Genomic DNA, 20,435 nt, shown 5'->3' with positions numbered 1-20,435 from the left:
CCCGCAGGGACCGGACTGTGGCCCTCCGGCACGGTTCCGGACGGGAACCCCCGCGTTCCGGACCTGTCGAGCGGCGCGCCGTCGCCCGCCTCAGCGGTCGACGTAGCGGTCGGTCTCGACGACGAACTGCCCGGTCGCGGTGTTGGCGTCGATCCACTCCGGCAGCAGCGGGATCCGCACGGTCACCGTGGCGCAGACGGAGAACTCCTCCCCCGGCGCCAGCGTCGGCGTCCACCCGCCCGCCGAGCGGCAGTCGCCGCCGGCCGGCACGAAGGACAGCCGCACGTCGGTGGCCTCGACCGACTGGTCGGCCACCGCCAGCTGCGCCGCCCGCTCCGCCCGGGCCAGCCCTGAGCCGAGATCCGGCGCGGTGGCCAGCGCCCGGCCGGCCTCCCGCGCGGCCGCCGTCGCGGCGAACACCCCGCGCTGCACCGCCGAGAACCCGGCCACCACGTAGACCAGCGGCACGAACACCACCAGCGCGACGAAGACGAACTCCACCAGCGCCGACCCGCGCTCGCCCTCGACCTGCCCGAGCCGGGCGCGCAGCCACCTCACGGCGCCTCCTCCACCGCCCGGCCGGTGACGTCCAGCGGCAGCAGGTTCCCCAGCCCGGCCAGCAGCGTCGGCACCGCGCCGCGGCAGCGCACGGTCACCAGCACCAGTCCGGTGGCGTCGACCTCCTCCGCCGCGGTGCACACCAGCCCCTCGGCGGTGCCGGCCGACGTCGCCCGGGCCACCGCCTCCAGCGTCCGGCCGGTGGCGGCCGACGCCGGCACGTCGGCGTTCGCCCCGTACCGGGCGCCGTCCTGCGCGCTGGCGGTCACCACGTTGCGCACGTGCACGTAGACGGCCACCTGCAGCACCGCGAGCAGCAGCACGACGACCAGCACCGACACCAGCACGAAGTCGACGACGGCGCTCCCGCGCTCGGGGTCGTCCCGCTCAGCCACCGGCCGTGACGGAGGCGAGCGCGTTCTGCACCACCGCCACGATCGCCTCGCGGAACGGCACGAGGATGGCCAGCACGAGCGCCGCCGTCATCACCGTGATCATCACCCAGCCGGGGACGTCGCCCCGCTCGGGATCACCGCCGCCGCGCAGCCGTGCGGCCAGGGCCGCCGTGAGCGCGAGAAGCCAGGCCAGGGCCCGCATCCGTCGTCCTCCTCCGTTGATACCGGCGCTCAGCGCGCCAGCGAGACGATGCTGATCAGCCCCGGGAACAGGGCGAACAGGACGGTGACCGGCAGCACCAGGAAGACGACCGGCACCATCATGGCGATCTCCTTGCGACCGCCGGCCTCCAGCAGCCGGCGCTTGCCGGCCTCCCGGACGTCGGCGGCCTGGGCGCGCAGCACCTCCGCGAGCGGGGTGCCGCGCTCGATGGCCACGAGCAGGCCGTCGACGAAGCGGGCGAGCGCGTCGACCGACGTCCGGTCGGCCACCTCCTGCAGCGCCTGCACCAGCGGGACGCCGGCGCGCGCCCGGCCGAGCGCCCCGCCGAGCTCGCGGGCCAGCTCGCCGCCCGACAGCCGGGTGACCCGGGCGATGGCCGCCGTCGGGCTCTCCCCCGCCGTCACCGCCAGCGCGAGCAGCTCGGCGACGACGGGGAACTCCGCGAGCAGCAGCTCCTCGCGTCGGCGGACCTGCTGGGTAAGCCACCAGTCGCGGCCGAGCACCCCGCCGAGCAGGCCGGCCAGGCCAAGGAGCGCGACCGACAGCAGGTTGACGCTCCCGGCCACCAGCGCGCCGGTCCCCGCGAGCAGGGCCGCGCCGAGCAGGCCGATCCCGCCCCACACCACCTGCTCGACGCGCAGGTCCTCCACGGTCTGCTCGGCGCCCAGCGCGTCCAGACGACGGCGCACCGCGGACCGGCCGCCGAGCACGCGGTCGACGAACCGGGCGCCGTCGGCCACCAGCGGGCCGAACACCCGGCGGACGGCGACGAGCAGCCCCGGCTCGGTCGCCGTCCCGAGCAGCCGCGACGGCGGCGGGGCGTCGTGCACGTAGGGCGCGAGCCGGTCGACCAGCCGCACCGCGCGGAACGGCGGCGCGAAGGTGACGGCCAGCAGCAGGCCGACGGCGGCCGCGAGCCCGAGCAGCATCCCGGTCAGCGACGCGCTCACTGGAGCACCCGCACGTCCTGCGGCAGCCGCCCGATCCGCAGCATCAGCCGGTAGGCGACCAGGCAGACCGCCCCGCCGCCGACGAGCAGCGCCGTCCCCGCCGGACTGTCGTAGGCGGCCAGCGTCGTCGACTGGGTGGCGAGCAGCAGCAGGACCACCCACGGCGCCCCGACCGCCAGCCGCGCGGCCTGCACCACCCAGCCCTGCCGGGTCTCGAGCTCCGCGCGGGCGCGCGCGTCCTCGCGCAGGAAGGTCGCCAGCGTCCGCAGCACCCGGCCGAGGTCGGAGCCGCCCACCTCGCGGGCCACCCGCAGCGTCTCGACGATGCGGTCGCCCACCGGGTCGGCGAGGTCGGCCTTGAGCCGGTCGAGGCCGTCGCCGAACCGGCCGCTGGAGCGGTGGTCGGCGGCGAACCGCGCGAACGGCGGGCGCAGCACCTCGGGCCCGCGGACGGCGAGCGCCGACAGCGCCTCCGGCAGCGAGAGCCCGGCGCGCACGGCGGACGCCAGGTTGTCGACCACCTCCGGCCACACCTCGCGCAGGTCGGCGCGGCGGCGGGCAGCCAGCCGGCGCACCTGCACGTGCGGGAGCGCGGCCGCGAACACCCCGAAGGCGACGCTGACGCTGACCGTCCCGGTGGTCAGCAGCACGACGACGGTGGCCAGGCCCCCGAGCAGGACCTGCAGCGCGACCAGCTGCGCCGGGTTGATCCCGGTCAGCCCGGCCTCGGCGAGCAGGCGGGCCCGCCGTCCGGGCGGGCGCGGCGTGGCCGGCCGCCCCGGTGCCCGCGGCCCGCTGCGCCAGACGAGCAGCAGCCCGACGCCGAGCAGCAGGCCCAGGAGCGCGCCGGTCACCGGCGGGCCTCCAGCAGCGCGGGCAGGTCGAACCCGGCGGCGGCGAAGCGCTCCGCGTGCGGCGGGAAGCCCTCGGCGCGCACCAGCCGGCCCTCCCGGGTGGTGAAGACGTCGGCCAGCTCGACGACGCCGTCCTCGGCCCGCCCCGGCACCGCGACGACCTCGCGCACCCGCCGCTGACCCGACGCCTCGGTGGCCACGTGCACCACCAGGTCGACGCTGGCGGCCACCGTGGGGACGACGAACGCGTGGCCGATGTTGTCGCCGGCCAGCAGGGGCAGCGTGCACATCTTCACCACCGCCTCGCGGGCGCTGTTGGCGTGCAGCGTGCACATGCCGGGCAGCCCCGAGTTGAGCGCGATGAGCAGGTCGAGGCACTCCTCCTGCCGCACCTCGCCGACGACGATCCGCGAGGGCCGCATCCGCAGCGCCTCCTTGACCAGCCGGCGCAGCGGGATCTCCCCGGCGCCCTCGAGGTTGGGCTGGCGCGTCTGCATGGCGACGACGTCGGGCAGCGGTACCCGGAGCTCGAACACCTCCTCGCAGGTGATCACCCGCTCGCGGGCCGGGATCGCGGCGACCAGGCAGTTGAGCAGCGTCGTCTTGCCTGCCTGGGTGCCGCCCGAGACCAGCACGTTGAGGCCCGAGGCGACGGCGGCCTCGAGGAACCGGGCGGCCTGCGCGGTGAGCGTGCCGGTGGCCACCAGCTCGTCGAGCGAGTGCGCCTGCAGCACGAACTTGCGGATGTTGACCGCCATGTGGTGCCGCGTGATGTCGGGGATGACGACGTGCAGCCGCGAGCCGTCGGGGAGCATCGCGTCGACAAAGGGCTGGCTCATGTCGATGCGCCGGCCCGAGGTGCGCAGCATCCGCTCGACCAGGTCGGCCAGCTCGCCGGCGCCCAGGATCGTCGTCGTCAGCTCCGACCGGCCGCGGCGGGCGACGAACACCCGGCCCGGCTCGTTGACCCAGATCTCCTCGACCTCGGGGTCGTCGAGCCAGCGCTGCAGCGGCCCGTAGCCGGCCACCCGGTCCAGCACGTCGCGCACCACCGAGTCGGCGTCGCCGATCGGCGGCAGCGCCGAGGTCAGCGACCGCTCGGAGTAGTCGGCCACCACGTCGCGCACCAGCACCCGCACCGGCCCGGGGTCGGTGAACGGGTCGAGGCCGCGGCGGCGGATCAGCTCGCGCACCTCGCCGTCGACGACGTCGAGCGCGCTCGTCGCAGTCGGCACGCACACCCCCGTTCCCGGTCCGCCCCCGTGCGGACGCCGGGACCATAGGGAGACGCCGCCGTTCCGCGGCAGGTCGCTCAGCCGATCTGTGGACAGTGCGTGACACCCGCAGGCGCAGACCGCCACCCACCCGGGTGACCGAGGTGCGGGGACACCGTCCGGAGGAGCACGCTCTCGCACGCGCCTGCTGGGGGAAGAGCGCTCTGACGAGCGCGGACGCCCGTATCGGGTGGTGCGGCAGCCTCTGGTCACGAGCCCGTCTCGATGGCACCATCGACTGGCCGCACCCCGCAACACCTGTTGCGGGCAAGGCCAGTTGCATCCCGACACACGGTCGGTCGACCGGGAGGAACCACGCATGTCCGGACCACGGGGGACGGCCGACGCCGTCGAGGCGGCCGACGCGGAGACGCGCGTCCAGGCCTACTGGGAGCGCGTCGTCGGCTCGGGCCGGCCACTCCACTTCCTCGTCACCCACCCGCGCGAGCTCCTCGCCGCCGCCCGCGACACCCGCCGGCTCCCCCGCGTCGACGCCGTCCTCACCGGGGCGCCGGCCGGCGCGCTGATGCGGAAGGAGCTCGAGCGGCGCACCAAGCTCGGGCTGCCGCTCGGCACCACCGGCGTCTGCCACCTCGAGGTGCCCGCCGTCTCCGCCGACTACAGCCTCGGCCGGTCCAAGCAGACGCTGCGCCGCAAGGCCCGCGCCGCCACGAAGCTCGGCGTCACCTGGCGCGTGGTCACCGACACCGCCGAGCAGGCCGAGCTCACCCGCCGGCTCGACGCCCACCTGCCGCAGAAGAAGGACAGCCGCTACCGCCAGGTCGGCTCCGACCACAGCTACATGGTCGGGTCGGGCCTGTGGGCGGTCGCCGAGGACGCCGACGGCGTCCCGCTGGTCGTCGCGGTCACCCCGTACGACGGCGAGTGGGCGATCCTGCGGCTGTTCATCGCCCTCGGCGACGAGCAGAAGCACAGCGACGCGCGCTACCTGCTCACCCAGGGCGTGGTGGAGACGCTGTCCGCGCGCGGCGTGCGACACCTGTTCGACAACCGTGCGCCTCACGAGCTCACCAACGGCCTGCGCCACTTCCAACGGATGCTCGGCTTCGGCCTGGTCCGCGTCCGTCCGGTCGCCGCGGCGCCGGCGCCGGTGCGGGAGCTCCCGGTCCCCGGGGCCCGCACCGACGCCGACCTCGAGCGCGTCGGCTGAGCCGGTGCGCCCGGCCGGTCAGGCCGGGCGTACCGCCTGTCCCACCCGCGAGCGCGGCGCCGGCACCTGCGGCCGGCGCACCGCCGCCTGCTCCAGCAGCAGCGCCTCGGCGTCGGTGCGCTCCAGCGGCTTCGCGAACAGGTAGCCCTGCGCGGTGTCGCAGCAGCCCTCGGCCAGCAGCCGGGCCTGGTGCTCGTGCTCCACTCCCTCGGCCAGCACCTCCAGGCCCAGCGTGCGGCCCAGGTCGATGGTGCCGCGCACGATCGCCGGCAGCGGCTCGCCCTCGGCGATGCCGCTGACGAACGAGCGGTCGATCTTGAGCACGTCCACGGTGAACTGCCGCAGGTGCGCCAGCGACGAGTAGCCGGTGCCGAAGTCGTCCAGCGCCAGCCGCACGCCCAGCGCGCGCAGCGCCGCCAGGCACGCCGCCGCCCGCTCCGGGTCCCCGACCAGGGCCGTCTCGGTCACCTCGAGCACCAGGCACCGCGCGGGCAGGCCGCTCTCGGCCAGCGCCGCGGCGATCGAGGCGACCAGGTCCGGCGAGCCCAGCTGGGTGGCCGACACGTTGACCGCCATCGACAGCTCGCCCGCGCCGGCGTGGTCGCGCAGCCACGCGGCCGCCGTCGCGCACGCCTCCCGCAGCACCCAGGAGCCGATCGCGTCCATCAGCCCGGCGGCCTCGGCCACCGGCACGAACCGGTCGGGGCCGACCGGCCCCAGCCGCGGGCTGTCCCAGCGCAGCAGGGCCTCGAAGCCGGTCACCCGGCGGTCGCCCAGGCCGACGACGGGCTGGTACACCAGCCGGAACTCGCCGCCGTCCAGGGCGCCGCGCAGCTCCTGCTCCAGCTCCCGCGCCTCGCGGGCCTGCGCCCGCATGCACGGCGTGAAGGTCTTCATCCGGTCGCGGCCGTCGAGCTTGGCCGCGTACAGCGCGAGGTCGGCGTCGCCGATGAGCGACTCGGCGCCCACGTCACCGCGGCCCACGGCCACGCCGACGCTGGCGGTCACCGTCACGGGCGCGCCGGCGAGGGTCATCGGGGCGGCGAGGACCTCGCGCACCCGGGCCGCCGTCGCCACGGCCTCGTCGTCGCCGGTCTGCTCCACGAGCACGGCGAACTCGTCGCCGCCGATGCGGGCCACGGTGTCGTCGGCGCGCACCGCGGCGCGCAGCCGGGCCGCCACCTCGCGCAGCAGCGCGTCGCCGGCGGCGTGGCCGAGGCCGTCGTTGACCGCCTTGAAGCCGTCGACGTCGACAGAGACGACCGCGGCCGAGCCCCCGCCGCGCACCGTGCGCCGCAGCGCCTGGCCGACGCGGTCGGCGAACAGCGTGCGGTTGGCCAGGCCGGTGAGCCCGTCGTGCAGCACGGAGTGGGCCAGCGCGTCCTCGGCGCGACGGCGGCCGGTCACGTCGGTGACGTGCACGACGACGCCGCCGACGTCGGGGTCGCCGGAGAGGTCGGTGAGCCGGACGCTGATCCAGCGCTCCTCGCCGCGGTGGCGCACGGGGATCTCCGCGTCGACCACGGCGCCCTCGGCGACCAGGGCCTGCGCGAACAGGTCCGCGGCGAGCTGCGGGTCGACGCCGGCCAGCGCGACGGCGTCGCCGCTGGTGACCAGCCGGGTGGCGGGCGTGCCGAGCAGCGCGGAGAGCGGGGCCGCGTCGTTGAGCAGCCGCCCGTCACGGGCCACCACGAGGACGGCGTCGGAGGAGTGCGCCGTCAGCTTGGCGGCGTGGCGCTCGCGGGAGCGCAGCAGCGCCCGGGCCGCCGCCTCACCTCGCAGCAGCAGGGCGGCTCGCACGAAGACCAGCGAGGTCAGCACCAGCATGCTGGCGAACACGGTGCCCGACGCGTCCACGCCGCCGGTGAGGTCGAGGAACAGCTCCATGCTGGGCGGGACCATCAGCGCGCTCAGGCAGACGACCAGCCGGGCGAGGCCGGAGCGGGACTCCTCCGCGGCGCCGGAGGGCCCGGGCGCGGTCTGCAGGGGCCACGCCGCGACGGCGAGCAGGGCGCTGCCGAGCAGCCAGCCGGAGTCCAGCCACCCGCCGAAGCCCTCGGCGTCGGAGTCGAGCAGGTAGGCGAGGTCGCTGGCCAGCCAGCAGGCGCAGGCCGCGGCCACCGCCAGCGGCGTCCGGTCCCCCTGGCGGCGGGTGGCGAGCAGGCGGACGACGAGGCCGATCAGGGCGGCGTCCATGGCGGGGTAGAGCGCCAAGGTGAGCCGGGTGAGCACCGTCAGCGACTCGTCCCCGACCGTGGCCGCGACCGACAGCTCCCACACGACCACCAGCACGGCCACGAACACGACGAGCGCGTCGATCCAGCCGGCCACCCGCTGGTCGCGGTCGGAGGTGCTGCGCCGGGCGAGGAGCGACAGCCCGGTGGCGAGGGCGACGTAGCTGCCGAGGTAGACCACGTCGGCCGGGCCGGCGTCCGACCCCGACCCGGTCAGCGACACCTGCAGCTGCCAGACGACGTCCGCGACGGCCGACAGCGCGACCCCGACGGCGATGCACACGGCCGCCGGCCGGGAGCCGCCCCGCCGGACCCCCGCCCAGGCCGCGACCACGGTCGCCCCGATGACCGCGAAGTAGATCGCGGTGGCCAGACCGGTGCCGTGGTGGGCGGCCTGCACCCAGAGGAGGAGGGCAGTCACGACGGCGGCGGCGCCGACGGCCCCGCGGCGCAGGAGCGCCGGAGGGACCGTCGGGCCGGGACGGACGCTGATCGTGCTCACGGGGGCTGCATCGGCCCGGAACGGAACTGTCTGGAACGGATGTCCCCCGCCTTCCCCCGAGGGGGTGAGCCGGGGTCAGCCGCCCTGCCGCAGCACCGCCTGCACCAGGTGCGGGCCGGGCTCGCGCAGCGCCATGCGCAGCTGGCCGGCCAGCTCGTCGGTCGTCTCCGCGCGGGTGGCGGGCACGCCCATGCCGGTGGCCAGCGCGACGAAGTCCAGCGCCGGGCCGCCGAGGTCGAGCAGCTGCCCGGCCCGCTCCCCGCCGCCGGTGGCGCCCACCCGCGACAGCTCGCCCTGCAGGATCGCGTAGGACGCGTTGTCGTAGAGCAGCACCGTGACGTCGAGCTGCTCGCGGGCCATCGTCCACAGCGCCTGCAGCGTGTACATGGCGCTGCCGTCGGCCTGCAGCACGAGCACCGGCCGGTCGGGGCAGGCCACGGCCGCGCCGACGGCCATGGGCAGCCCGTCGCCGATCGCCCCGCCGGTCAGCGCCAGCCAGTCGTGCCGCGGCGCCCCGGAGGTCAGCTCGGCGATGCCGATGCCCGAGGTGATCGCCTCGTCCACGACGATCGCCCGCTCCGGCAGCACCGCGCCGACCACCGCGGAGACCCCCCGCGGCGTGAGCCGACCCCCGGGCACCTCCGGGCGGGAGGCCTCCAGCAGCGCCGGCTCGGCGTCGCCGGCCACCTGCGCGGCGAGCTCCTCGAGCGCGGCGACGCCGTCCTCCCCCGGGGCCGACAGCACGTGCACCGTGCAGTCGTCGGGCACCGGGGTGGGCGGCACGCCCGGGTAGGCGAAGAAGTGCACCGGCGACGTCGCCCCGGCCAGCACGAGGTGCCGGGTGCCGGCCAGCGCCTTGATCGCCACCTCCGGCGGGTAGGGCAGCTTGCCGAGGTCGGGCAGGCCGGCGCCGCGCAGCATGCGCGGGGGGAACGTCTCGGCGAGCAGCCTCGCGCCGGTGCCCGCGGCCACCCGCGCGGCGGCCAGCAGCCCGGCCTCGCTCGCGACGACGTCGCCGCCCACGAACAGCACGGTCGGCTCGCCGGCGCCCACCACCCCGGCCACCTCGCCGACGACCGACGCGGCGACCCGCGGGCGCGGGCGGGCCGGCACGGGGGCGGCGACCTCGGCACCCTCGGACCACGAGACGTCGGCGGGCAGCACCAGCGTGGCGATCTGCCCGCGGGCGGCCGCGGCGACGGCGTCCGCGGCGTCGGCGGCGAGGTCGGCCGGCGACAGCGAGCGCCGCACCCAGCCGGACACCGTGCCGGCGAGGGAGTCGATGTCGCTCTCCAGCGGCGCGTCCAGGCGCTTGTGCGAGGTGCCGTGGTCGCCGACGACGTTGACCATCGGCGTCCGGCCGCGGCGGGCGTTGTGCAGGTTGGCCAGCCCGTTGCCCATGCCGGGGCCGAGGTGCAGCAGCGTGGCGGCCGGGCGGCCGGTCATCCGCGCCCAGCCGTCGGCCGCGCCGGTGGCCACCCCCTCGAAGAGGGTGAGGACGCCGCGCATCTGCGGGACGTCGTCGAGGGCGGCGACGAAGTGCATCTCCGACGTGCCGGGGTTGGCGAAGCAGACGTCGACCCCGGCGTCGACGAGCGTCCGGATGAGTGCCTGGGCGCCGTTCACCGGGAGACGTGCAGTTCGGTGACCTCGAAGTGGGTCATCGTGGCGCCGCCGCTGGCGAAGTTGCGCACGTCCTTGGCGCTGGCCCGGCCCTCCTCGGAGGCGAAGGAGGCACCCATCGCCTGCTCGGAGTCGAAGTCGAGCTCCGCGACCAGGTAGGGAGCCGGCTGCGACGGGTCCATCGACGTCGGCTTGCCGGTGGTGAAGCGGACCAGGCCCGGCATCTGCACCGTCAGCGGGACGTGGGTGTCCCGGTAGTGGGCGTCGAACGCCGCCGGGTCCTCCGGCTGCCCGTAGCTGACGACGAGCCTGTGCACCATCTGCGCCACCTCCGCGGTCGGCCCGGGGCACCGCTGCCCCGGGACTCCCCCACCCTGGCAGGGACGGGCGGCTCGGCGCGACCTCAGAAGGTGATCACCAGGCGGCCGCGCACGCCGCCGCGGGCGAGCGCCTCGTGGGCCTCGGGCGCCTCCTCCGGGGCGAAGGTGCGCGCCACGCGGAGGGTGAGCGCGCCGGACTCCACCTGCTCGCGCAGCCGGTCGAGCGCGGCGCCGTTCTCGGCGTAGTCGCGCACCCGGGTCGGGAACACCTCGACCCGGCCCGACCCGTCGCCGCGGTAGCCGCGCACGGTGGTCACCTTCCCGCCGTCGCGGACCGCGGGCAGCACGGCGGCGTCCTGCACCGACCCGTCGGCCAGGCCGTCGACGCCGTCGGGGAACTCCGCCCGGATCCGCTGCGCGACGTCGTCCCCGCGGCGGACGACGACGTCGGCCCCGAGGTCGCGCACGAGCTGCTCGTCGGCCTCGGAGGCGTCGGCGACGACGGTGTGCCCGTCGGCCTTGGCCAGCTGGACGACGTAGCCGCCGAACGCGCCCGCCGCGCCGGTCACCGCCACCACCGACCCCGGTGGCAGCGCCATGTGGTCGAGGGCCAGCCGCGCGGTCAGGGCATTCATGGGCAGGGTGCAGGCGGCGACGGCGTCGGCCCCGGCCGGCACGCGCGCCACCGAGCCCTGCGGGAGGACGAGGTCCTCGCGGTAGCCGCCGTGCGCGCCGGTGGGCACGACGATCGCCATCACGGCGTCGCCCACGGCCACCCGGTCGACGCCGTCGCCGACCTCCACCACCTCGCCGGCGGCGTCCATGCCCGGCACCCACGGCGGCGTCTTCACCGGGTCGCGGCTCGCGTAGGCGCCCTCGCGCAGGTGGGTGTCGGTGGGGCTGACCGCGGTGGCCCGCACGCGCAGCCGCACCTGCCCGGGGCCCAGCGGCTCGTCCGGGACGTCGACGACGGCGAGGGCGCGGGGCCCTCCGAACTCGGTCACCCCGACGGCGCGCATGACCCCGAACGTACGGCCGCCCGGGGCCCCGCGCCGACCCGTGGGAGGTGGTGACGTCACGGTGGTTGCGCGTGACGTCACAATGGTGTCAGGATGACGTCATGGACCTCACGCCGTTCGTCGAGCAGCTCCGCCGGGAGCTCGCGCTGGCCGCCGCACCGGGGGGCGAGGAGGCGCAGGCCCTGGCCGAGCGCCTCGCCGCGCCGCTGGAGTCGTCGGTCCGGCTGGCCCTGCTCAGCGCGCTGTCGGTGGCGGCCGAGGAGGTCACCGCCCAGCTCGCCCCCGGCTCGGTCGACGTGCGGCTGCGCGGCAGCGACATCGGCTTCGCCGTCACCCCTCCCCCGGCGCCCGAGCCGCACGAGCCGGCCGCGGCGGCGGAGCCCGCGCCCGAGGTGGAGGAGGGCGAGACCGTCCGCATCACCCTGCGCCTGCCCGAGCAGCTCAAGGGCCGCGTCGACGAGGCGGCCGCCCGGCTCGGCGTCTCGGTGAACACCTGGCTGGTCCGGGCCGTCGCGAACGCGGTCGAGCCCGCCCCGCGCCCCTCCCCCGACGCCCGGCGCGGCCGCCGCTCCGCCGGCTCGCAGTTCACCGGCTGGGCCCGCTAGCACCGCCCGGCGCACCACCGCACCGCTCCACAGCGCACCGCCCGCACAGCACAGCGCACCGCGACCCCGGCCGACCGGTCCGGGGGCGATCCCCCCTGCCCCGAGGAGGGCGCAGCCATGCCCACGTTCGACACCCCCGGGCCGATCTCGGCCCGCATCGAGGTCGTGTACGGCGCCGTGCACGTCCGCGCCGACGACCGGCACGACACCACCGTCACCGTCCGGCCGCAGAACGCGGCCAGCTCCGCCGACGTCGCCGCCGCCGAGGCCACCCAGGTCACCTTCCGCGACGGCGAGCTGCTGGTGCGGTCGGCCTCCCGGCCCCGCTTGCTGTTCTTCGGCTCGGGCCCGGAGGTCGAGGTCGACGTCGTCCTGCCCGCCGGCTCCTCGCTCGACGTCCGGGTGACCGCCGGCGACGTCACCTGCACCGGCCGGCTCGGCACCGCCGACCTCGAGTGCAAGCACGGCAGCGTCCGGCTCGACCGGGCTGGCCGCCTGCGCGCCCGCAGCTCCAGCGGCACCATCACCGCGGGCGCCGTCGACGGCGAGGTCGAGGCGACCACCTCCTACGGCGACGTCCGCGTCGGCGAGACCGGCGGCCCGGCCCGGCTCGAGACCGGCTACGGCGACGTCACCGTCGACCGCGTCCTCGGGCCGCTCACCGGGAGCACCAAGTACGGCCAGGTGCGGGTCGGCCAGGCCGTCCGCGGCTCCCTGGTGCTCGAGACCGCCTACGGCGAGATCGAGGCCGGGATCCCGGAGGGGACCGCGGCCTGGCTCGACGTCTCCTCCGGCGCCGGCCGCGTCCGCAACCTGCTCACCGAGACCGAGGGACCCGAGGGCGCCGGCGAGACCGTCGAGATCCACGCCCGCACGTCCTACGGCGACGTCCTCGTCCGCCGGGCCTGAGGGGAGGACGACGTGACCGACGCGATCTCCGTCCGCGGGCTGCGCAAGTCCTTCGGCCCGAAGGTCGTCCTCGACGGCCTCGACCTCACCGTGCCCGAGGGCACCGTCCACGCCCTGCTCGGCCCCAACGGCGCCGGCAAGACCACCACCGTCGACGTCCTGTCCACGCTCACCCCCGCCGACGGCGGCGAGGTGCGGGTGGCCGGGCACGACCTCGCCCGGGAGCCCCGCGCGGTGCGGGCCGCGATCGCCCTGACCGGCCAGTTCTCCGCCGTCGACGCCCTGCTCACGGGTGCGGAGAACCTGCGGCTCATGGCCGACCTGCACCACCTCGGCCGGCAGGAGGGCCGCCGGCGGGCGGCCGAGCTCCTCGAGCGGTTCGACCTGGTCGACGCCGCCGGGCAGGTGCCGTCCACGTACTCCGGCGGCATGCGGCGGCGCCTGGACCTCGCCATGGGGCTCATGGGCCGCCCCCGGGTGGTCTTCCTCGACGAGCCGACCACCGGCCTGGACCCGCGCAGCCGCCGGGCCATGTGGGACGCCGTCCGCGGCCTGGTCGCCGACGGCGTCACCATCCTGCTCACCACGCAGTACCTGGAGGAGGCCGACCAGCTCGCCGACCGCATCGGGGTCCTGGACTCCGGCCGGCTGGTGGCCGAGGGCACCGCCGACGAGCTCAAGCGGCTGGTCCCCGGCGGGCACGTGCGCCTGCAGTTCGGCGACGCGGCCACCGTCCGCGCGGCCGCCCGCGTGCTCGGCGTCCCGGCCGCGGACGGCTTGGTGCTCGAGGTGCCCGGCGACGGCGGCGTCGCCGAGCTGCGCGCCCTGCTCGCCCGCCTGGACGACGCCCGCGTGGACGTCGCCGCCCTGACCGTGCACACCCCCGACCTGGACGACGTCTTCCTGGCCCTGACCGGCCGGCCGGCTGCCGAGGAGGTGCCCGCGTGACCACGCTGGCCCTGACCGTGAACGACTCCGCGACGATGCTGCGGCGCAACCTCGTGCGGGCCCTGCGCTACCCCGGGCTCACCGTCATCGTCGCCGCGATGCCGATCGTCTTCCTGTTGCTGTTCGTCTACGTCTTCGGCGGCACGCTCGGCGCCGGGCTGGGCGGCCCCTCGGGCGGGCGGGCCGAGTACGTCGCCTACGTCGTGCCCGGGATCCTCGTGCTGGCGATCACCGGCGGGGCGCAGGGGACGGCGATCGCGATCGCCATGGACATGACCGAGGGGATCATCGCCCGCTTCCGCACCATGTCGATCGCCCGGGCCGCGGTGCTCACCGGGCACGTCGTCGGGGCGGTGCTGCAGACCCTGGTCGGGCTGGCCGTCGTCGTCGCCGTCGCCCTGCTCGTGGGCTTCCGGCCGGACGCGAACCCGGTGGAGTGGCTGGCGGCAGCCGGCCTGCTGACGCTGGTCAGCGTCGCGCTGTCCTGGCTGTCGGTCGCCATGGGCCTGTGGACGAAGACGGTCGAGGCGGCCAGCAACGTCCCGATGCCGCTGATGCTGCTGCCCTTCTTCGGCAGCGGCTTCGTGCCGGTCGAGTCGATGCCGGGGGCGCTGCGCTGGTTCGCCGAGAACCAGCCGTTCACCCCGGTGATCGAGACGCTGCGCGGCCTGCTCACCGGCACTGCGATCGGCTCGAGCGGGTGGGTGGCGGTGGCCTGGTGCGCCGGCATCGCGCTGGTCGGCTACCTGTGGGCGGTCCGCAACTACGAGCGGCGTCCCGCCCGCTGAACGCGCGAGCGGCCCGGGACCCCTCACCGGGTCCCGGACCGCTCTGCGTCCGTCAGCGCTTGAGGCCGTACTCCTTGAGCAGGCCGCGGCTGATGATCGTCTTCTGGATCTCGCTGGTGCCCTCGCCGATGAGCAGGAACGGCGCCTCACGCATGAGCCGCTCGATCTCGTACTCCTTGGAGTAGCCGTACCCGCCGTGGATGCGGAACGACTGCGTGGTCACCTCGGCGCAGTACTCGCTGGCGATCAGCTTGGCCATGCCGGCCTCGACGTCGTTGCGCTGGCCGGCGTCCTTGAGCCGGGCGGCGTTCACCATCATCAGGTGGGCGGCCTCGACCTTGGTGGCCATCTCGGCGAGCTGGAACGCGATCGCCTGGTGCTGCACGATCGGCTTGCCGAAGGTCTCCCGCTGCTGGGCGTACTCGACGGCCAGCTCGAAGGCGCGGATGGAGATGCCGCAGGCGCGGGCGGCGACGTTCACGCGGCCCACCTCGACGCCGTCCATCATCTGCGCGAAGCCGCGGCCGGGCTGCCCACCGAGGATCATGTCCGCGCCGATGCGGTAGCCGTCGAACACCAGCTCGGTGGTGTCGACGCCCTTGTAGCCCATCTTGTCGATCTTGCCGGGGATGGTCAGGCCGGGGGCGACGGTGCCGAAGCCGGCCGGCTTCTCCACCAGGAACGTCGTCAGGTTCTGGTGCGGCTTGTCGGCGCCCAGGTCGGTGCGCACCAGCGCGGCGACCAGGGTGGAGGACCCGCCGTTCGTCAGCCACATCTTCTGGCCGTCGATGACGTAGGAGTCGCCGTCCTGCACGGCCTTGGTGCGGATGCCGGCGACGTCGGAGCCCAGGCCCGGCTCGGACATGGAGAACGCACCGCGGACCTCGCCGGTGGCCATGCGCGGGAGGAAGTGCTCCTTCTGCTCCTGCGTGCCGTGCTGGCGGATCATGTAGGCGACGATGAAGTGCGTGTTGATGACGCCGGAGACGCTCATCCAGCCGCGGGCGATCTCCTCGACCACCAGCGCGTAGGTCAGCAGCGACTCGCCGAGGCCGCCGTACTCCTCGGGGATCATCAGCCCGAAGATGCCGAGCTCCTTGAGCCCGTCGACGATCTCCTGCGGGTAGACGTCGCCGTGCTCGAGCTCCTGCGCGTGCGGGATGATCTCCTTGTCGACGAAGCTGCGGACCGTCGACAGGATCTCGCGCTGGATGTCGGTCAGGTCGGCGGTCTGCGCCAGTCGGGCCACGTCTGCTCCTCGGGGACTCCGGTGTCCGTGTGCTACCGGCGAGTATGGGCGAGCGCCCTGCACCCGTCGCCGTGTCCCCGGTCACCTCTGGGCCGGTCACTTCTGGGCGCGACAGGCACAGGAAGCGATCCCCACGTCTCGGGCCTCATGACGTGGGGATCGCTTCCCATGCCTCGTGAGGTGCTCAGTCCTCGGGCGGGGTGAACGACGACGTGCGGGACATCCCCGCGGCGCGGCCCTTGCCCGCGATGACCAGCGCCATCTTGCGGCTGGCCTCGTCGATCATCTCGTCGCCGAGCATGGCCGAGCCCTTCTTCCCGCCGGCCTCGGACGTGTACCAGTCGTAGGCGTCGAGGATCAGCTCGGCGTGGTCGTAGTCCTCCTGCGACGGCGCGTAGATCTCGTTGGCGGCGTCGATCTGGCCGGGGTGCAGCACCCACTTGCCGTCGAAGCCGAGCACCGCCGAGCGCTTGGCGACCTCGCGGAAGGCGTCGACGTCGCGCACCTGCAGGAAGGGCCCGTCGATGGCCTGCACGCCGCGGGCACGGGCGGCCATGAGGATCTGCATGAGGATGTAGTGGAACGGGTCGCCCGGGTAGTCGGGGTGCAGGGCGCCCACCACCAGGGACTTCATGTTGATGCTGGCCATGAAGTCGGCCGGGCCGAAGATGATCGTCTCGATCCGCGGGCTGGCGAAGGCGATGTCGTTGACGTTGATCAGGCCCTGCGCGGTCTCGATCTGCGCCTCGATGCCGATCCGGCCGACCTCCAGGCCGTTGGCCTTCTCGATCTGCGTGAGCAGGAAGTCCAGCGCCGCGACCTGATGGGCGTCGACGACCTTCGGCAGCATGATGCAGTCCAGGTTCGCCCCGGCGCCCTCGACCACCTCGATGACGTCGCGGTAGGTCCACTCCGTCGTCCAGTCGTTGACCCGGACCGTGCGGATCTTCTCGCCCCAGCCGCCCTCGTTCAGCGCCGCGACGATGTTCTTGCGGGCGCCCGGCTTGGCCAGCGGCGCGCAGGCGTCCTCGAGGTCGAGGAAGACCTGGTCGGCCGGCAGGCCCTTGGCCTTCTCCAGGAAGCGCGGGTTGCTGCCCGGGACGGCGAGGTTGGAACGACGGGATCGGAGCTCGGCCACGGTGCCTCCGCTGATGATCAGGGACTTCGGTCACCGGAGGGTAGCCAGCGCCCTCCGGAGGGCTCAGCCGACCGGCTCGACCGGCGTCTGCGGCCGCCCGGCCCGGATCACCAGCGCCACCCCGGCGACGACGGCGACCATGCCGGGCAGCGCCAGCAGCGGCGGCGTCTGCCCGAGGAGCACCAGGGCGACGAGCAGCGCGCCGGGCACCTCCAGCAGCACGGCCAGCCCGACGACGGTCGGGCCGACGCTGGAGAGCACCAGGTTGAGCAGCGTGTGCCCGAGGATCTGCGCGCACACGGTGATCGCGGCGATCAGCCACCAGTCGCGGGCGCTGAACCCGGCGAGCGGGGTGGTGGTCACCCACGCCGCGACGGCGAGCACCGCGGCGCAGGTGGAGTAGCAGACGACGGAGTAGGCCGACGTCGCGAGCCGGGTGCGGGCCCGGGCGCCGGCGAGCATGTAGCCGCCCGCGCAGATCGCGCCGAGCAGGGCCAGCCCGTCGCCGGCCAGCGCCTCCAGGCTCACCGCGACGTCGACCCCGGCGATCAGCGCGGCCCCCACGACGGCCAGCGCGAGCCCCGCCCACACCTGCGCGGGCAGCCGGACACCGGAGACCCGCGCGGCGAGCGCCGTCCAGATCGGCGTCGTGGTCACCAGCGCCGTGGACGCGGCGACCGTGGTCATCGACAGGCTCGGCAGCCAGGCGGCGAAGTGCGCGGCGAGGAAGAGCCCGGCCACCACCGACGTCGTCAGGTCCCGCGCGCGCAGGCCGGTCAGCGTGGCGCGCTCCCGGCCGAGCAGCACCGGCAGCAGCAGCGCGGCACCCGCGGCGTTGCGCCAGAACGCGATGGCCAGGAACGACGTCGTCACCAGCGCGGTCAGCGGGCCGGAGAACGAGACGCCGACGACGGCGACCGCCATGAGCGCGACGTCTCGGGTGCCGGGGCGGTGCACCGCCCACGGCGAGGGAGCCGCGGTGGCCTGGCCGGAGCTCACGGGACGCGGATGCGGCCGGCCGCCACCGGCACCACCGCGCCGGACACGGTGGCCGACGTCGCCCGCCCGCCCGCGGCGGTGACCGTGCACTCGAGCACCGAGGGCCGGCCCATCGCCTCGCCCTGGCGCACGGTGTAGGACGACGTCCCCTCCGGCGCGACCAGCCCGGCCGCCGTCAGCCACACGCCGAGGCCGAGGGCCGCGGAGCCGGTGGCCGGGTCCTCGCCCCAGCGCAGGTCGCGGGCGAAGACGCGGGCGTACGCGGTGGCGCCGTCCCACGACAGCACCGAGACGCCCTCGCCGGTGCCGAGCCGGTCGAGCCGGGCGGGGTCGGGGACCGCCCGGTCGACGACTCCGGGGTGCACGGCGAGGTAGGCGAAGGGCAGGCCGCAGCCGGCGACCGACGCGGGCGGCCCGGCGACGTCGGCGGCCGACAGGCCCATCGCCTCGGCCAGCGCGCCGGCGTCGGGCCCGTCCTCCAGCGTGGGGCGGCCGCCGGTGAGCGTCGCGCCGTCGCCGGTGACCTCGATCGGCAGCACGCCGGCGCCGCACTCCTGGTGCAGCGTCCCGGCCCCCAGCCGGCCCAGGCGCACCAGCGTGTGCGCGGCGCCGACGCTCGGGTGCCCGGCGAAGGGCAGCTCGGTGTAGGGCGTGAAGATGCGGACCCGGTAGGAGGCGCCGGGCTCCGTGGGCCGACACAGGAACGACGTCTCCGACAGGGCGAACTCGTTCGCCAGCGCCTGGCACTGCGCCGTCGTCAGGTCGTCGGCGTCCAGGACGACGGCGAGCGGGTTGCCCGCGAACGCTCGCGGCGCGAACACGTCGACGACCTCGTACTCGACGCTCACGGGGCTCGCCACGGGCCCGACGGTAGCCTCGGCACCCGTGACCACGGTGAGCAGGGCGTACGTCTCCCGGCTCGCCGGACTGCCCGTCTTCGACCCCAACGGCGACCGGGTCGGGCGGCTGCGCGACGTCGTCGTGGCGCTGCGGGTGGGCACCGCCTGCCCCCGCGCGCTCGGCGTGGTCGTCGAGGTGGTCGCCCGCCGCCGGATCTTCGTGCCGATGGGCCGGGTGACCAGCATCGACCCCGGCGCGGTCGTGCTCGCCTCGGGCACGCTGAACCTCAAGCGCTTCGAGCAGCGGCGCGGCGAGACGCTGGTCCTCGGCGAGCTGCTCGACCGCACGGTCACCCTCCGCGAGTCGCAGCGCCCCGCGACCGTCGTCGACGCGGCGGTCGAGCAGACCCGCACCGGCGAGTGGCAGGTGACCCGGCTCGCCGTGCAGGAGCCGGGCCGGCTCGGCCGGCGGGGGCAGCTGCACCAGCTGGCCTGGGCCGAGGTGGCCGGGCTGGCGCTGCCGGAGACCGGGCAGGGCGCGGAGACGCTCATCGCCACCTACCGCGAGCTCAACGCCGCCGACCTCGCGCACGCCCTGCAGGACCTGCCGGAGAAGCGCCGGCACGAGGTGGCCGAGGCGCTCGACGACCAGCGGCTGGCCGACGTCCTCGGCGAGCTGCCCGAGGCCACCCAGATGGGCATCCTCGCGTCGCTGGCGGAGACACGGGCCGCCGACGTCCTCGAGGAGATGGACCCCGACGACGCCGCCGACCTGCTGTCGGAGCTGTCCAACGTCGACCGCAACCGGCTGCTCGAGCTCATGGAGCCCGACGAGGCCGAGCCGGTGCGCCAGCTGCTGCAGTACTCGGAGGACACCGCCGGCGGCATCATGACCAGCGAGCCGGTGATCCTGGCGCCCGACGCCACGATCGCCGAGGCGCTGGCCCGGGTGCGGGAGCCGGAGCTGACGCCGTCGCTGGCCAGCCAGGTGTACGTGTGCCGGCCGCCGTCGGCTACCCCCACCGGGCGCTACCTCGGGCTGGCGCACATCCAGCGCCTGCTGCGCGAGCCGCCGTCGACCCTGGTCAGCGGCGTGCTCGACGACCTCGAGCCGCTGCGGCCGGAGGCGCCGCTGACCGAGGTCACCCGCTACTTCGCCACCTACAACCTGGTCGCCGCCCCGGTGGTCGACGACCGCGGCCGGCTCGTGGGCGCGGTCAGCGTCGACGACGTCCTCGACCACCTGCTGCCCGAGGACTGGCGCGAGCGGGCCCGCCGTGGCTGACGGCCGCCGGCTCGACGTCCCCCGCGGCTCCGCCCGGAGCCTGGGCAGCTACCTGCGGCTGGACCCCGACGCCGTCGGCCGGTTCGCCGAGGGCATCGCCCGCTTCCTCGGCACCGGCCGGTTCCTCGCCGTCCAGACGATCATCGTGGTCCTCTGGATCGCGCTGAACGTGTTCGCCGTCCGGCTGCGCTGGGACCCCTACCCCTTCATCCTGCTGAACCTGGCCTTCTCCACCCAGGCCGCCTACGCCGCGCCGCTGATCCTGCTGGCCCAGAACCGGCAGGCCGACCGCGACCGCGTGCAGGCCGAGGAGGACCGCGCCCGCGCCGCGCAGACCCGCGCCGACACCGAGTACGTCGCCCGCGAGCTGGCCGCGCTGCGCGTCGCGATCGGCGAGGTGGCCACCCGCGACTTCATCCGCGGCGAGCTCTCCCGGCTGGTCCCCGAGGAGCCGGACGAGGCGGAGAAGAAGGAGAAGAAGCGCCGCAAGCAGGCCGAGCGCGCCGAGCGGGAGCGGCGCGAGTCGGTCGGCTGAGCGCCGGGGCCGTCGTA

The 20,435-nt window shown here is 75.5% G+C and carries 21 protein-coding genes; 7 read left to right on the top strand and 14 right to left on the bottom strand.

All coding sequences use genetic code 11. From position 1 onward, the window contains the following. Positions 1 to 90 precede the first annotated feature (90 nt). Genes BUE37_RS04445 through BUE37_RS04420 form a run of 6 tightly spaced genes read right to left on the bottom strand, consistent with a single transcriptional unit; the run spans position 91 to position 4,215 of the window. Positions 91 to 558, bottom strand: coding sequence for a hypothetical protein (locus tag BUE37_RS04445; protein ID WP_073418823.1), 468 nt, complete (start codon positions 556 to 558; stop codon positions 91 to 93). After that, positions 555 to 953: a TadE/TadG family type IV pilus assembly protein gene (locus tag BUE37_RS04440; protein WP_073418821.1), complete on the bottom strand. Its 399-nt coding sequence runs from the start codon at positions 951 to 953 to the stop codon at positions 555 to 557. The genes BUE37_RS04445 and BUE37_RS04440 overlap by 4 nt, the downstream gene beginning before the upstream one ends. After that, positions 946 to 1,155 (bottom strand): hypothetical protein, encoded by a 210-nt coding sequence (locus tag BUE37_RS04435; protein WP_073418819.1) that lies wholly within the window; start codon positions 1,153 to 1,155, stop codon positions 946 to 948. Before BUE37_RS04435 ends, BUE37_RS04440 begins: the two co-directional genes overlap by 8 nt. A gap of 29 nt (positions 1,156 to 1,184) precedes the next feature. Beyond that, positions 1,185 to 2,126 carry a type II secretion system F family protein gene (locus BUE37_RS04430; RefSeq protein ID WP_073418817.1) on the bottom strand — a complete coding sequence of 314 codons (942 nt, stop codon included), beginning with the start codon at positions 2,124 to 2,126 and terminating at the stop codon, positions 1,185 to 1,187. Then, on the bottom strand, positions 2,123 to 2,980 hold the full coding sequence (locus tag BUE37_RS04425) for a type II secretion system F family protein (RefSeq protein ID WP_073418816.1): 858 nt from the start codon (positions 2,978 to 2,980) through the stop codon (positions 2,123 to 2,125). Before BUE37_RS04425 ends, BUE37_RS04430 begins: the two co-directional genes overlap by 4 nt. Next, positions 2,977 to 4,215, bottom strand: a complete 1,239-nt coding sequence (locus BUE37_RS04420; protein ID WP_217651117.1) for a TadA family conjugal transfer-associated ATPase — start codon at positions 4,213 to 4,215, stop codon at positions 2,977 to 2,979. The genes BUE37_RS04425 and BUE37_RS04420 overlap by 4 nt, the downstream gene beginning before the upstream one ends. Positions 4,216 to 4,573: 358 nt before the next feature. On the opposite strand from BUE37_RS04420, the gene BUE37_RS04415 reads away from it, so the two are divergent. Further along, positions 4,574 to 5,425 (top strand): hypothetical protein, encoded by an 852-nt coding sequence (locus tag BUE37_RS04415; protein WP_073418812.1) that lies wholly within the window; start codon positions 4,574 to 4,576, stop codon positions 5,423 to 5,425. 18 nt (positions 5,426 to 5,443) lie between these two features. On the opposite strand, the gene BUE37_RS04410 is transcribed toward BUE37_RS04415, so the two are convergent. From BUE37_RS04410 to BUE37_RS04395, 4 genes are all read right to left on the bottom strand, one after another. Next, positions 5,444 to 8,161, bottom strand: coding sequence for a putative bifunctional diguanylate cyclase/phosphodiesterase (locus BUE37_RS04410; RefSeq protein ID WP_073418810.1), 2,718 nt, complete (start codon positions 8,159 to 8,161; stop codon positions 5,444 to 5,446). Positions 8,162 to 8,236: 75 nt separating this feature from the next. After that, the gene (locus BUE37_RS04405) at positions 8,237 to 9,787 is read right to left on the bottom strand and encodes an acetolactate synthase large subunit (protein WP_073418808.1); all 1,551 of its coding nucleotides are present in this window, start codon (positions 9,785 to 9,787) and stop codon (positions 8,237 to 8,239) included. Next, complete coding sequence (locus BUE37_RS04400; protein WP_073418806.1) at positions 9,784 to 10,104, bottom strand: EthD family reductase; 321 nt, start codon at positions 10,102 to 10,104, stop codon at positions 9,784 to 9,786. Before BUE37_RS04400 ends, BUE37_RS04405 begins: the two co-directional genes overlap by 4 nt. Before the next feature lie 83 nt (positions 10,105 to 10,187). Continuing rightward, entirely contained in the window at positions 10,188 to 11,123 is a 936-nt protein-coding gene (locus BUE37_RS04395) for an NADP-dependent oxidoreductase (RefSeq protein ID WP_073418804.1), read from the bottom strand. Between the two features lie 101 nt (positions 11,124 to 11,224). Between BUE37_RS04395 and BUE37_RS04390 the strand changes: the two genes are divergently transcribed. The 4 genes from BUE37_RS04390 to BUE37_RS04375 all read left to right on the top strand — a co-directional run bounded on the left by BUE37_RS04390 (position 11,225) and on the right by BUE37_RS04375 (position 14,373). Further along, the gene (locus BUE37_RS04390) at positions 11,225 to 11,728 is read left to right on the top strand and encodes a toxin-antitoxin system HicB family antitoxin (RefSeq protein ID WP_073418803.1); all 504 of its coding nucleotides are present in this window, start codon (positions 11,225 to 11,227) and stop codon (positions 11,726 to 11,728) included. A gap of 117 nt (positions 11,729 to 11,845) precedes the next feature. Further along, positions 11,846 to 12,637, top strand: coding sequence for a DUF4097 family beta strand repeat-containing protein (locus tag BUE37_RS04385; protein WP_073418802.1), 792 nt, complete (start codon positions 11,846 to 11,848; stop codon positions 12,635 to 12,637). A gap of 12 nt (positions 12,638 to 12,649) precedes the next feature. Further along, a complete protein-coding gene (locus BUE37_RS04380) occupies positions 12,650 to 13,585 on the top strand; it encodes an ATP-binding cassette domain-containing protein (protein ID WP_073418801.1) in 936 nt (311 codons plus the stop codon). Beyond that, entirely contained in the window at positions 13,582 to 14,373 is a 792-nt protein-coding gene (locus BUE37_RS04375) for an ABC transporter permease (RefSeq protein ID WP_073418800.1), read from the top strand. The genes BUE37_RS04380 and BUE37_RS04375 overlap by 4 nt, the downstream gene beginning before the upstream one ends. Before the next feature lie 52 nt (positions 14,374 to 14,425). On the opposite strand, the gene BUE37_RS04370 is transcribed toward BUE37_RS04375, so the two are convergent. The 4 genes from BUE37_RS04370 to BUE37_RS04355 form a co-directional block, all read right to left on the bottom strand. Further along, positions 14,426 to 15,622 carry an acyl-CoA dehydrogenase family protein gene (locus BUE37_RS04370; protein ID WP_073418799.1) on the bottom strand — a complete coding sequence of 399 codons (1,197 nt, stop codon included), beginning with the start codon at positions 15,620 to 15,622 and terminating at the stop codon, positions 14,426 to 14,428. A 184-nt stretch (positions 15,623 to 15,806) separates the two neighbouring features. Beyond that, complete coding sequence (locus tag BUE37_RS04365; RefSeq protein WP_073418798.1) at positions 15,807 to 16,760, bottom strand: HpcH/HpaI aldolase/citrate lyase family protein; 954 nt, start codon at positions 16,758 to 16,760, stop codon at positions 15,807 to 15,809. Positions 16,761 to 16,823: 63 nt separating this feature from the next. Continuing rightward, entirely contained in the window at positions 16,824 to 17,759 is a 936-nt protein-coding gene (locus tag BUE37_RS04360; protein ID WP_073418797.1) for a DMT family transporter, read from the bottom strand. Then, entirely contained in the window at positions 17,756 to 18,619 is an 864-nt protein-coding gene (locus BUE37_RS04355; protein ID WP_083628455.1) for a PhzF family phenazine biosynthesis protein, read from the bottom strand. Before BUE37_RS04355 ends, BUE37_RS04360 begins: the two co-directional genes overlap by 4 nt. 25 nt (positions 18,620 to 18,644) lie before the next feature. On the opposite strand from BUE37_RS04355, the gene BUE37_RS04350 reads away from it, so the two are divergent. Further along, a complete protein-coding gene (locus BUE37_RS04350; protein ID WP_073418796.1) occupies positions 18,645 to 19,883 on the top strand; it encodes a magnesium transporter MgtE N-terminal domain-containing protein in 1,239 nt (412 codons plus the stop codon). Beyond that, on the top strand, positions 19,876 to 20,418 hold the full coding sequence (locus BUE37_RS04345) for a DUF1003 domain-containing protein (RefSeq protein ID WP_073418795.1): 543 nt from the start codon (positions 19,876 to 19,878) through the stop codon (positions 20,416 to 20,418). Before BUE37_RS04350 ends, BUE37_RS04345 begins: the two co-directional genes overlap by 8 nt. The last annotated feature ends 17 nt before the right edge of the window (positions 20,419 to 20,435 follow it).

The organism is Geodermatophilus nigrescens (assembly GCF_900129495.1).
Lineage (GTDB): Bacteria > Actinomycetota > Actinomycetes > Mycobacteriales > Geodermatophilaceae > Geodermatophilus > Geodermatophilus nigrescens.
Note: the sequence above shows the minus strand (reverse complement) of the source record. Positions and strands in the feature narration are given on the sequence as shown.

Coding starts and splice junctions, on each gene's coding strand:
- BUE37_RS04400 (WP_073418806.1), bottom strand. CDS start 10,104: ATGGTGCACAGGCTCGTCGTCAGCTACGGGCAGCCGGAGGACCCGGCG.
- BUE37_RS04415 (WP_073418812.1), top strand. CDS start 4,574: ATGTCCGGACCACGGGGGACGGCCGACGCCGTCGAGGCGGCCGACGCG.
- BUE37_RS04385 (WP_073418802.1), top strand. CDS start 11,846: ATGCCCACGTTCGACACCCCCGGGCCGATCTCGGCCCGCATCGAGGTC.
- BUE37_RS04390 (WP_073418803.1), top strand. CDS start 11,225: ATGGACCTCACGCCGTTCGTCGAGCAGCTCCGCCGGGAGCTCGCGCTG.
- BUE37_RS04435 (WP_073418819.1), bottom strand. CDS start 1,155: ATGCGGGCCCTGGCCTGGCTTCTCGCGCTCACGGCGGCCCTGGCCGCA.
- BUE37_RS04395 (WP_073418804.1), bottom strand. CDS start 11,123: ATGCGCGCCGTCGGGGTGACCGAGTTCGGAGGGCCCCGCGCCCTCGCC.